The sequence below is a fragment of the Irregularibacter muris genome, from assembly GCF_024622505.1.
In the GTDB taxonomy this organism is placed as follows: Bacteria; Bacillota; Clostridia; order Eubacteriales; family Garciellaceae; genus Irregularibacter; species Irregularibacter muris.
The window spans coordinates 58,364-71,499 of record NZ_JANKAS010000012.1 but is presented as its reverse complement, the minus strand read 5'-3'; the positions used below and the strand labels follow the sequence as shown (position 1 = coordinate 71,499).

9 protein-coding genes are annotated in these 13,136 nt (G+C 37.9%); all 9 read right to left on the bottom strand.

All coding sequences use genetic code 11. The features are described from left to right. Positions 1 to 172: 172 nt before the first annotated feature. The 9 genes from NSA47_RS12095 to NSA47_RS12055 all read right to left on the bottom strand — a co-directional run bounded on the left by NSA47_RS12095 (position 173) and on the right by NSA47_RS12055 (position 12,847). Entirely contained in the window at positions 173 to 775 is a 603-nt protein-coding gene (locus NSA47_RS12095; protein ID WP_257532351.1) for a DUF2238 domain-containing protein, read from the bottom strand. A gap of 179 nt (positions 776 to 954) precedes the next feature. Continuing rightward, the gene (locus NSA47_RS12090; RefSeq protein WP_257532349.1) at positions 955 to 2,337 is read right to left on the bottom strand and encodes an MATE family efflux transporter; all 1,383 of its coding nucleotides are present in this window, start codon (positions 2,335 to 2,337) and stop codon (positions 955 to 957) included. A 166-nt stretch (positions 2,338 to 2,503) separates the two neighbouring features. Further along, a complete protein-coding gene (locus NSA47_RS12085; RefSeq protein WP_257532347.1) occupies positions 2,504 to 4,615 on the bottom strand; it encodes an ATP-dependent helicase in 2,112 nt (703 codons plus the stop codon). 183 nt (positions 4,616 to 4,798) lie between these two features. Then, on the bottom strand, positions 4,799 to 5,656 hold the full coding sequence (locus NSA47_RS12080; RefSeq protein WP_257532346.1) for a uroporphyrinogen decarboxylase family protein: 858 nt from the start codon (positions 5,654 to 5,656) through the stop codon (positions 4,799 to 4,801). A gap of 23 nt (positions 5,657 to 5,679) precedes the next feature. After that, positions 5,680 to 7,380: an ASKHA domain-containing protein gene (locus NSA47_RS12075; RefSeq protein WP_257532344.1), complete on the bottom strand. Its 1,701-nt coding sequence runs from the start codon at positions 7,378 to 7,380 to the stop codon at positions 5,680 to 5,682. Further along, positions 7,368 to 8,375 carry a uroporphyrinogen decarboxylase family protein gene (locus NSA47_RS12070; RefSeq protein WP_257532342.1) on the bottom strand — a complete coding sequence of 336 codons (1,008 nt, stop codon included), beginning with the start codon at positions 8,373 to 8,375 and terminating at the stop codon, positions 7,368 to 7,370. Before NSA47_RS12070 ends, NSA47_RS12075 begins: the two co-directional genes overlap by 13 nt. 9 nt (positions 8,376 to 8,384) lie before the next feature. Continuing rightward, positions 8,385 to 9,458, bottom strand: a complete 1,074-nt coding sequence (locus tag NSA47_RS12065; protein ID WP_257532340.1) for a uroporphyrinogen decarboxylase family protein — start codon at positions 9,456 to 9,458, stop codon at positions 8,385 to 8,387. Positions 9,459 to 9,468: 10 nt separating this feature from the next. Continuing rightward, on the bottom strand, positions 9,469 to 10,116 hold the full coding sequence (locus NSA47_RS12060) for a cobalamin B12-binding domain-containing protein (protein WP_257532338.1): 648 nt from the start codon (positions 10,114 to 10,116) through the stop codon (positions 9,469 to 9,471). 337 nt (positions 10,117 to 10,453) lie between these two features. Continuing rightward, on the bottom strand, positions 10,454 to 12,847 hold the full coding sequence (locus NSA47_RS12055; protein ID WP_257532336.1) for a bifunctional diguanylate cyclase/phosphodiesterase: 2,394 nt from the start codon (positions 12,845 to 12,847) through the stop codon (positions 10,454 to 10,456). Positions 12,848 to 13,136: the final 289 nt, after the last annotated feature.

Sequence of the window (13,136 nt, the reverse complement as noted above, 5' to 3'; positions counted from 1 at the left end):
TTTACAAACTCTATTTTATCATATCTTCCTTTATATTCCTGCTTTTTCTATTCCGCACGAGAATGGGGCTAGGCTGCTGTGGTGAAATACAAAAGTTTAGCCTCTTGCTCCCAAGGCCTGGTTTCCCGAGCCATAAAAAAAAGCCAATTCTTTTTAATTGGCCCACTTTGCTTTACGCGTTATTTTGTTTCTTCAATTGCTGATAAAGATATATGATGACTGTGATCAAGGCGGAAAGCATTTTAATGGATATATCTGTTATGGCATCCTTAAGTCCTCCCTTTACCATATGGGTTTTAAAAAAGTAATCTCCTGCATATTCAAAGACTTCCCAAACTGTACCCAAGGTAATGGAAATACAAAAAGCTATCATTGCGGTAAATAGAATAAAACGTCTCGAACTTATTCCTTCTTTTTTTGTTATTATATCCCCTGTAATAAATAGTGCTACAATGACTACATAACTACCAAAAATTCCATGGAGAAGTAAATCCCACCACCAAAATCTATGGTAAAATCCTAAAATCTCCCCCAGATATTGGGTTACAAAGATAAATATGACCGTGACCAATGGAAAGCTGGAGGGTAGTCTTATATCCTTTGCTTTGCAAATACCGGTGAGGATAAAAGGTACAGTAAGGATAATCAGAGCTAGTATATGTTTTCCTATAGAACTATCTTTTTTCATGATTATACTGTATAGAGCTGAAAAGATGATGATTATTCCAAAGAATAGAGCCACTCCCATACTTAGTTTGTTATTTTTGTTCTTCATCCCAAGATATTCCCTTCTCTTTCATTGTATTTATCCCTATTATTCTTCTTCTCTAAGGATTTCCTATACAATAATTTATGAAAAATCCTGAGGAACTTTATCCCTTTATAAAGGAAGCGGCTATAGCTTCCTAGTGAAATAGAGCCCCTATAGGCTCTATTCTCAACTTATTTTTAAACTTATCTTGGTCTTTCCCGTAAATTCTCGTTTATCCCCTGAGATTCCCTTCCTAAATTTTTAATGCCGTAATAAAACCATATCCCCGTTAATAGGGCCGAGAACATGTCTGCAAAGGGGGCTGCATGTAATAAACCGTGAATTCCCCAGAATCTAGAAAAGATAATGATGGCTGGGATAAGAAGAATAATTTGCCTTGTCAGGGTTAAAAACATTGCAGCTCTTGCCCTGCCTATGGCTTGGAAGAAGTTTGAAGAAACAATCTGAAAACCTACAACAGGTAAGAACAAAAACCATGATATTAGGGCATAACTTCCAAATTTTAATAATTCTGGTTCTCTGTTAAATAAAGCGATCATCTGTTCTGGAAATAATCTTGTAACGATATAACCTACAATGACAATGACGGTAGCCGCAATTATGGCCAGCTTTATAGCGGTTTTCACTCTTTCATATTTTTTTGCCCCAAAGTTAAAACTAATAATGGGCTGAACTCCTTGATTGATGCCAATAATAGGCATTAAAAGCAAAGTCTGGAGACTATTGATGATCCCCATACCTGACACCGCAATATCGCCCCCGTAGACGAGGAGGCTTTTATTTAATACCACGTTTAAAAGGCTATTGGCCAGCTGTAATAAAAAGTTGGGCATTCCCAGTGTAATGATTTTAGTGGTAAGTTGGGGCTTTAGTTTCATATATTTAGCCCTGAGCTTCTTTCGGCTGCGTTTCCCTAAAAAGTATGTTACTACCCAAGTAGCAGAAATTGCCTGGGATAGGATGGTGGCAAAAGCAGCTCCTTTCATTCCCATATTAAAAACATAGATAAATAAGGGATCCAGCAATGTATTGATTCCTGCACCTAAAAACATGGTCATCATAGCAATATTGGGATTGCCATCGGCCCGTATGAAATTGTTTAAGCCTATGCCCAGCACCTGAAAAACAGCGCCAAAGAAGATGACTCTCATATATTCCATAGAATAGGGTAAAACGGCTTCACTGGCACCAAATAGGGAGAGCAAAGGTCGTAGAAAGACCTGTCCTAAAATCATAAAGAGAAGTCCAGAGATTACCAGCAGCACAAAGGCATTGCCAAGAACATTTTCAGCCTCGTCTTCCTTTTTCTGCCCTAACCTTATAGAAAATAAGGTGGCCCCTCCTACCCCAAATAAAACACCTATGGCCAAAAGGATAATCATTATAGGGAAACCAATGGTTATACCTGCCAAGCCATTGGCACCTAGGTCACTACTATTGCCAATAAAAATTCTATCAACGATATTATATAAGGCGTTTACCATCATACCTACAATGGCAGGCACCGAAAACTTCACTAACAGTTTTGAAACTTTTTCCTCTCCTAAGGGATTTACATATTCCATATCCTTATACCTCCACTCCCTTCTCTCCTTCACTTGTTCCTTTTAATTGGGACTAAGCAAAGGATATTTTCATCTAAAAGCTATCAAAATTTAAAAATCCACTGATTTTATTATTCACCAATGGACTTTTTCTACTCTAGTCCCTAATGTTCCCTTGGAGAATTTTTTATATAGATTGCATTTTCTCCAAAATTCCATTATACATACAAAAGTCTGCTGCTAGTTTTTTCACGCCATGATTTTCAAAATCTATGGCCACTGTATTGTCTTGTATCCATTGAATTTTCCCCGGACCAAAGAGTTTATGCTGCACCTTATCTTGGACTTTAAAATAGGGATTGGCCTGGTTTTGGTGTATCTCATTTTTAATACAGGCTTGCACTTCTTCTACAAATTGGGAACAATTTCTATCCGTTGCCTTAGAAGGATAGAGGGATAATAGAGTGAGTTCTTTTTTTGCTCGGGTCATCCCTACATAAAAGAGTCTTCGCTCTTCTTCTAATAGGCCAATATCTCCCCTTTCCCATTGCTTTATACTAGCGTAGGTAGGGATTTGGTCTTCTACAAGATCTATCATATACACTCGATCAAATTCTAAGCCCTTTGCTCCATGAAGGGTAGATAATAGGATAGCTGACGAATTTTCTTTTTGTTTTGAGCATTGCTTCATCCAGTTTTCTATCTCTTCTATTCTACAGAGAAATTCTATGAGAGTAGAAGTATTTTCTGCAATGTTTTTTAGTCTGGTCAAGATAAATTCTCCTGTGGACACCATAGAGGGTCTGGTTTTTTTTCTCTGCTGTAGGAATTTTCCATAGTTTAGATGTTCTTCAATGTATTTTAAGGCCTTAATGGGTGTCAAGGTAGATAGAATAAAGAATTTTTCCTCTAATGCTGCCATTCTTTTCCTTTGAAAATCAGGTAATTCTTTACTATTTTTTAGAACATCAAAAACTGATTGATTGTTGGATTTTTTCTTTACCAAATCTACATTCTTCTTGCTAATGTATTGATTCATTTTATAGTAAATTCCCTCAAAACTTTTCCCATCTTCATGATCTAAAGCCAAATATAGGAAGTTTAAAATATCTCTGGTCAACCAGTGATGGAAGAAATATCTCTTTCCCTCTCTTAAATAAAAGGGGATATCATGGCTTAATAGCTGATCCACCAAGCCTACAGCAGAAAGATGATTTCTAAAGAGTATAGCTGTGCTGCATTGAGGGTCCTTGGATTTTAGTTCTTCTATAAGATAATCTATTTGTTCTTTGTACTCTCTGGATCTCTTAACAAGAATAGGACTGCCCATCTCTTTTTGGGTATGTAAATTTTTATGATATCTATTTTGATTGGTTTGTATAAATTGATTGGCTATCGCCACGATAGACTGGGTGGAACGAAAGTTTTCTTCCATGTAAAATACCTGACCCTGGGGATAGAGTTTTTTAAAATCCAATAATTCCTTGGGATCTGCCCCACGAAAGCCGTAAATGGATTGATCATCATCAGCGACAATAAATAGATTCTGTCGGGGATGGACCAACAATCTAAGGAGAGCGTATTGAATCGGGGAGGTATCTTGTCCTTCATCCACTTGAATATAGGTATACTTGAATCGATATTGCTGCAGTAGTTTTGTATTTTTCCTTAATATCCCATAGGCTAGGGTCAACATATCATCAAAATCTATATATCTTTTTTCCCTCTTCCACTTCTCATATTGTCCATATATTTCTGGAAAGCTTTTGATCTCAAAGTTCTCTTGTTTTATATCCTTAGGACTGATCATTCTATTTTTTACAAAGCTAATGGCATTGGCCAAGTCCTCTAGGGTTTCTTCTTTAATACCCTTTTTATTAATGTGAGAGTAAATTTGTTTGAGAAGTTCTAGCTTGTGGATAGGGGCATTCTTCCCCTCAATGAAATGATATTCTATGCCTTGGGTGCTTAGCTCTTTTTTTACCACTTGGTGGGCAAAGCTGTGGATGGTGGAAAAGTGAGGTGCTGATGTTGAATCTGTCCCGTTGATCTCAATAAATCTTTTTTTCATATCCCTGGCAGCCGCCCGACTAAAGGTTAGGGATAGGATTTCCTTTGGATTTATTCCTAAAACATTGATGAGGTAAGCCACCCGGCTAATCAGTACCGTGGTCTTGCCTGCCCCAGGTACCGCTAATACCAAAGCCGGTCCTTCCCTATGTAGTAGAGCCTTTTTTTGTTGATCGGTAAAATCTATATTTTTAGTTTCTTTTAACTTTTCGAAAAAATCCTTCATCATTCGGGTACTCCTTTAAAGCATGAATTTCTAAAGCCCTATTCTTTATGATATAACAAAGCCCTCTATATAATCAAATATAATCCTTCATAGACTAATAAGGAAATCCCCTAGAATACTCCAAGGGATATCCTCATTCTATCATAATCACTTAATTTGTTGTGTCCGCTCATTTATTTCCCTTACTTATTTGTTTTCCTCTAGAATGAGTTGAGTAAGGTTTTTCCTGGAAGATCCGCTTTTCATGCACCAGTGCCCTATAAACTTCACCCCTTGGTTTTCCCTAGGCAACTGTTGGAGCTTTTCCCAATAGGGATTGCCAGCCGTATCTAGAGTCTTTTTCTTTACTACTCCTATTTTTTCAAGAGAAGTGGAGGTTTTTCCACAAATATGCAGAAGAGCACCCTCTAAATTTTGCTCCGCCCCTTTTAGTATTCTATAGGTAGATGGGCCGCTCACTTCCTGATAAAATTTAGGACCTAGGATGTCCATAGTGCCCGTGGGGTCGGAGTAAGATAGGATATCTGCTCCCATTTTTATCCCTTGCTGCATATAGTGGATGATATTATTTTCTATTCTCTTTAGCAAGCTTTCTATGATTTCTGGATTCTTTCTATAGGTCCTATAAAACAATTTACTCTCCATGATCAAATTGCTTATGCTTATGGGCCCTAGAATATTTAAACAAACCTTCTCTCCCTGGGCACTTAACCTATTTACTCCCTCAAGAACTCTGGCTATTCTTCCCTGGGAAAAATCTATATCCCTCAAATGTTCTATGTCCCCTTGTGCATGAATGGGGTAGCTCTGCACCCTATTTCCTGCCTGGGCATCAAATTTAATCTCACATCCGAAGGCTTCTGCTTCTACGGTATTGCAAAAAGGGAGAGTACAAAAACCCCCTTTTATTAATTGAAGAGCTTTGGCTAGGGCAATCATTCCTTCACTATCCTCATTTGCCTCCCTATAGGTAAAGGATAAATCTTGAAATAGCTCTTGGGGGATTTTTTCTTCTTCATTTCCTATGCATTTAAAAATTTTCATATGATCATTCATATTCTCACCCTTTAAAATTTTAATTCCTTCACAAATACATCTTGGAAATCCTTGTTGGTAGATAATTCTAAGACCTTGATCTTTCTACTGATATCCTGTGCCTCCTCTAAAAACTCTTGGCTTAATAGAGATAGTCTGGCTCCTTCTAAGGAGGTATTTCCAACGAATACCATATTCCCCTTAAAGTCCTTGGGGATTAATCCGATGGCTTTTAGATTTTCTCCTTTCATATGAAATCCAAAGGAACCAGCAATGTATAAGGTGTCTATCTCATGGATAGTCCTTCCAATCTCTTTTAAGAGAAGTAAAACTCCTGCTGCGATGGCACCTTTTGCCAGTTGAATCTGTCTAATATCCTTCTGGGAAATATAAATTTCAGGGGTGATATAAAATCTTTTTTCTTTAAACCGATGTCCTATTCTGGCATCCATGTTTTTATTCCATCTTCCACTAGGCAATAATATATTTCTCTGTAAGAGAGATGCTGTGATATCCATTAGACCACTTCCACATATCCCTATGGGCTCCTGGTCACCTATGGTTTCAAAGGATAGATTGTAGTCTTCATCGATATAGAAGGATTCAATAGCCCCTCTTTGGGCTCTACAGCCCCATTCAATATTCATCCCCTCTAGTGCAGGCCCTGCTGCAGTGGAAGTGGCTACAATATTTTTATCAAATATAGCTGCTATTTCACCGTTGGTGCCAATATCTATAAATAGGCTATTGTCTTTTTGTGGAAATGCCAACGCCATAATTCCGGAAACGATATCTCCTCCTACATAGGAAGATGCACAAGGAATAAAAGTCAGTATCCCTTCTCTATTGCCCTCTATGCCTAATTCTTTTAATGGCCTATCTTGTAGGGATAAAAAGGCTGGTTTATAGGGTGCTCTGGCCAATGGCACAGGGTCTACTTGTAATAAAAGATGAAGCATGGTGGTGTTGGCCGATATACTCACATGATAGATATGATTATTTTCTTTGGTCAAGGTTCCAATGGCTTTATTGATTTCCCCGATTAAAACCTGGCTTAATACTCTTCCTCCCCCTTCTGTTTCCATACAATAGGTTATTCTGCTCAATACATCATGTCCATATTGAGTTTGAGGATTTAAGGAGGAACTTTTTCCTAAGATTTCTCCATTACGAAGATTTATTAAACAATAAGAAATACCCGTAGTGCCTATGTCAATAGCCAATCCCATAATGGGTTGATCTCTCTCAATGATATCTAAGACAACGTCTTGATAAACCACCCCATGATATTCACTTTTTCCTTCAATATAGGGAAGCTTTTCACATTGGGCTATACAAGATAGAGGATAGGGAAAATCCCGTCTATAGCTTTTTTTATCTCCAACTCCTATAAGCTCAATTTCCTTAATTGAACTATGGATGTCCACCCAAATACTATTCCCTTTATCAATACTCTTCAGTTCATTATCCCTTACAGGAATGCTGACTTCTACATCTCCTAATACCCCCGCTATACAGGATAGTCTTTGGTTTTTTTCCCTGTCTATAAAATTTAATTCCTCAGTAGTGGGTGGACTCAACTTTCCTGTCGCCACAACTTTGCATTTCCCACAAATACCTCTACCATTGCAGGGTGTTTCAAAGGGAATGATTTTTCTGATGCCTTCGATAAGTAGAGATCCCTGTTCTACTTGTACTTTTTTATTGCTCTCGACTATTTTTAATGTCCCCATACTTGTTGCTCCTTGGCAAATGCCGTCATACTTTTTAAATTCTCAATAGGGGTAGACATGTCTAAACCACAGGCTGGAGATAGAATATCCACGCCAGAGTTAAGGGCATTTTCAGTAAGCCTAAGGATTCTATCCTGGGGTCCATTTTGCAACAATTGGGTGCTGATATTGCCCATCAATTTTGTGTGGATTTTAGATTTTGCCAATCGCATATTAACTATGGAATCAAAGCTTAATGCCGCTACATCTAAGGTATCTAGACTCTCTAAAATGGTTGTTGCATTGCCGCAAATATGCAAAATCACTGGCGTGCCCCGTCTATTCATTTGGGAGATTAACTCTTTGTACATGGGTAATGCAAATTTTTCAAAATTGTTTTTCCCCAAGATTTCCCCCGTAGCCGTGGGATCTGAAACAGCGATGACATCTGCACCGGCTCTTTCCATCTCTATGGCATAGGCTATGATAAAGTCATTGACATAATGAATAAACTCATAGGCCAAATCCGATTGTTTTCTCAACATCTTCAATAGTCTAAGGGGATCCACTATGGATGTTGCTGTGCTTATAGGCCCAGTAATATTTCCGATCACAGGTACTTGATCATTTTTCAATCTCCTAATGGCTTCTAATACCACGGGCATTCGCCCATCCTTTTGGGGATTTATTTTGCTTTTCATAATCTCTCTTAGGGGTAAATCATTATATTCCATAATACGAGGTTCACAATACATATCCCCTTCATCAATAGACTTACTCAAAGGCTCTGCTTCACAAGTCATACAAAAGGGGACTCCATAATTTTCAAATCCTATTTCCTCCCGTATCTTTCTTGCCGTATTGACCATATCCATAACCTCTACATTATGGTTTACCAAAACTTGGTCTAGAATATCGGTAATCGCCGCATTCATCATTCCTCCTGGACAAATAACGGGTACCCTATCCACTTCTTCATTCTTGAATACTTTTAATAGTCTTTCTTTTTCATCCATGGGCTTTCCCTATTCCTCCCTAAATAATAGTTCTTCATCTATAGGATAACTACCATAAATTCTAGCTGCATCCATGATAGCCTCAATATTCTCCATGGGAGTATGCATGGGGATTTGACAACCTGTGCTTAGAATAAAACCTTTTGTAGAATCATAGGCTTTTTGAATACATTTTTTCCCTGCCCTTAGGATATCCTCCCTTGTCCCTTTGTGCACGACTTCTACTGGAGGGATGTTTCCAGTAATCACAACCCTATCCCCTATGCTTTCTTTTGCCTCTTCCAAATCCTCTATATTGTCAATGCTAAAATTTCCTATGCCCGTAGAGAGTACAGACTCCCATATACTCTTACTGGTCCCGCAGATATGAATAGATGGCCTACTTCCCGTTAGTTCTCTGATTTTATCTACATTTTTCTTTAAATAGGGCATAGAAAATTCATCAAATTGTTTAGGACTAATTAGGCTAGTGGAAGATACAGGGTCGGCGAAGCCTATTCCTAGACCCAATTCCGCTACTTTTTCAATATATCGATTATTTGACTCTGTAATGATTTCCATTAAGGTGTGAATGCTTTGAGGATATTTTATCATCCATCTCAGCAAATTTTCAGTGCCCACTAAGGAAGCTGCTACACTAAAGGGACCAGACATAGATGCCCCAACATCTGCTTCGTGACCTACAGTGTCCCTAATAATTCTTAGGGCTTTTAATAATAAGGGGAGTATTCCATCTGTTTCTGGATTTGCTGGTTTAAGATTTTCTATCTCCCCAGGAGTTTTCGCCGCGGGAGAAATCAGATAGGATATATTGTTTTTGGGATAACCGATTACAGAGCCCATAGCTCCTGCCACTCCCCTCAGGGTTGTAGATATGCCTATACTATCATGTCGCAATCTTTTAAACAGAGCAATCTCTAGGTCTGCCATTAATTCCGCCGAGTGATAGTACTCATAGGTAGTGGCCCCTATAAAAGGTGCCATAGTCACACCCATATCAGGTACACAAGGTATCCGATCTATTTCAAGTCCCTTAGAAAAAGCAGTCATTCTTTCTTTAGGAGTCATTTGATCTTTTTTCATTTTATCCCTCCTAAGCACTTGCTACAATTGATTTTATTCTTTTTACTGCTTCATTGGCATCTACTGTATATTCATCTGCCCCTATTTCATCGGCAAATTTTTGGGATATAGGTCCTCCACCGATCATTACTTTGTACTTGTTCCTTATATTCTTTTCCTTTAGCATGTCAATAACATTTTTCATGCCTATCATGGTAGTGGTCATCAAAGTGGACATACAAATAAAGTTTGCCTTTACTTCCTCTGCCTTGTCGACAAAATCATTTAAGGGCACGTCCCTACCCAGATCATAAACTTCAAATCCCGCCGCTTCCATCATAATTTTTACCAGATTTTTGCCGATATCATGGGTGTCTCCTTCTACAACACCAATGACAACTTTAACGGGATTATCTATCTTATCCGATGCCAAATGAGGCTTTAGGATATCCAACCCTATATTGAGCGTATCCGAGCAAGTAAGCACTTCCGGCAAAAAATATTCCTGTTCTTCAAAAAGTTGCCCCACCCTATCCATACCTTTTACTAAACCTTGGGCTATGGTTTTATATGCTGGAATATCCATTTCCAAGGATTGATAACATAATTCCTCTACCCCTTCATCATCCATGTCCACTATCCCATCACTTATCTTTTTAAAAAGTTGATCTTCCTTCATCCAGTTCTCCTCCTATTCTCAATAGCATTATAACCTAATCCGTTGTGCTAGTTAAATTCCGATTTTCTCATGTTCCAAGATCAAGAGTTTGTAATTTTGCCTTCAGCAGCATCAAAAACTCGCTACGCTCAAACACTTGATTTAAAACGCTTTCGGCTGCATTAACAAACTCTAAATCTCTGCACAAAGCAAACTCTCCATTTAGCTAGCACAACGAGTTAACCTAGTATAATTTTAACCTAGTACAATGGAAAACTCTAATAGGTTTCATCTATACTGTTTTTCTCTCTATTAAAATTTCAAATAGTCAGAAAAGCAATAAAACCAGCTACCCTATCTATGATTTCATAGGTAGAATAGCTGGTTTTATTGCTTTCCCATATTTTATAAGTTTTTCAAAGTCTTCACTGGTTATTGGTTTGCTAAACAAATACCCTTGAACATTGTCACAGCCCTGCTCTTTTATAAATTCTAATTGTTCCTCTGTCTCTACTCCCTCTGCAGTAGTAAGCAATCCAAGATTATGCCCCATGGAAATAATTGCCGATATAATGGCTTTATCGTTTCCTTCTTTTAAGATATCCTGTACAAAGGATTGATCTATTTTTAGGGAGCTAACGGGAAATTCTTTAAAATAACTTAAGGAGGAATACCCTGTGCCAAAGTCATCAATGGCAATTTTTACCCCCATATTCCTGAGCTCATGGAGCTTTTTTAATTGGTCTGCGGTATTTTGCATAGCTATTCCTTCAGTTATTTCTAATTGTAAGTATTTTGCCTTGAGTTTGGTCTCCTTTAACACTTCTTTTACTCGGTCTACAAAGTCTTCCCTCTCAAATTGTATGGGAGAGACATTTACAGAAATAACCATGGGCATAAGCCCCTCATCCTGCCACAATTTGTTCTGCCTACAGACTTCTCTTAATACCCACTCTCCTACACCTACAATCAACCCTGACTCTTCCAATAAGGGAATAAATGCTCCCGGTGAGATTACCCCTTTATGGGGACTGTTCCATCTTAGAAGTGCCTCGGCTCCGATAATCTGATTTTTTCTTACATCCACTAGAGGCTGATATACTATAAAGTATTCTTTGTTTTCTAAGGCGATATGTAGCATGATGGAGAGATTTACCCGTTCCTTTAGCCTTTCCCTCATATCCCTATGGTATATTTTATAGGTATTGCCTTCTGAATACTTTGCTGTAGATTTTGCTATGCTGGCATTTTCTATAAGGTTCTTTGCTTCCTGTCCATCTTCAGAGGAGAAGGCTATTCCAATGCTTACCGAAGCATAGATATGATGGCCTTCCTTTATAATGACCTTACTTAGGCTGTCCAGTATCTCTGTAGTTTTAGCCACAATACTTCTCCTATCCCTTCCGCTGGAGAAAAAGGCAATAAATTCATCCCCCAGCAGTCGAGATACCATATCCTGAGGACCTATATTCTTCCTCAATCTTTTGGCTATTTTAGCCAGTACATAGTCCCCGATATTATGTCCATAGGCCTCATTGATCTGTTTAAATTTATTTAAGGATATAATCATTACACTCAATGATTTTTGTTCCCTTTTATGCTTATATAATTCTTTATTAAGTCTATCCATGAAGGATTGTTTATTGGGTAATCCTGTAAGGGCATCATAATAGGTAAGCTCATTCATTCTATCCATCATCATATTGAAGCTTCTACCTGCCTTACCTATTTCGTCTTTATATTTTATATTGGCCCTTGCTTCTAAGTCTCCAGCCGTTGCCCGTTCAAATACCTCAGTTAATTCTACTATGGGCCCCGATTGCTTCTGTGCAAAAACAATTGCCAATACAGTTCCTACCAGTACCAATGCTAATCCTATGGCCCCTAAGGCAAGTCTAGTCTTTAAAATAGGTTGATATAAGGATTTTAAGGATATTTCAGTGACAATTCTCCAGCCCTCTGTATTAGGGATTTGTTGAAAGGCCACCATGCGCCTACCCTCATTGCTATTTATAACAAAGCTTCCCTCCTGTATAGACAAAATTTCTTCAGCTCTCTCCTGCATTTCTTGACTGACTTTTTCCGAGGACTGCCGAATATTCTCTTTCATGATATAGTTGGGATTGGTATGGGCGATAATCTCCCCTGCCTTGTCCACAATATATGTACTTTCATACTTTGTATCCACCTGCAATCTTTCCACAAAGGAATAAAAGGCATTTAGATCAATACTGCCGCCGAAAAGACCAACGATTTCGCCCTGTACATCCTTTATGGGAGCAGCCACTACGCAAATCTCTTTTCCCATACTTTGGGCGATAATAGGATTAGATAGAACTGATTGTCCCTTCATTACCTGGGAAAAGTATTCCCGGTCCAATATATTCCCTGCCTCTTTATATAAATTGGTTTGATAATTACCTTCTTCATCAGAAAAAAGGAGGGAGAGATATTTTTTATGATGTTTTTCCTGTTCCGTAATAAGAAATTCATGTATATCATTAACGTCCCTAGATTTTATCGTTGGATGGTTTGCATATATTTCGATTTCATTTATTCTTTCTTCCAACCAGTTTCCTATCATATTGGCATGGGACTTTAAAGAAATAGAACTATCCTGGGAAATCAAATCCTTTACGATATCTGTTGTCAGATATGAAGATGAAAACACATAGATAGCACTGAAAAGAAAAATACTTATTATGCCAATGAACATAAATCTTTTTCTAATGCTTTTAAACCCATCAAGCATTGAGTCACCCACCCCTATACATAGAAACATCTCTTTATATATTTCTGTTGCTTTTCTATTTAATAATTCTCTCTATTTGGACAAAATCCTTTGTTTTTTTCAATTATTTCTATAGATAAGCAATTGAAAACTTAATCATTGGAAAGTTTAGGCTATCTACTGCAAAGGCAGTCTCTTCGTATTTTTTATTCAGTTATGATGTTGCCTATCTATATGTAGCTCTTTTACAACTGCCCATTGGACATGATCTAGCTTTTTTGTTATGATGGGCTAGAAGCGAAATCTATTG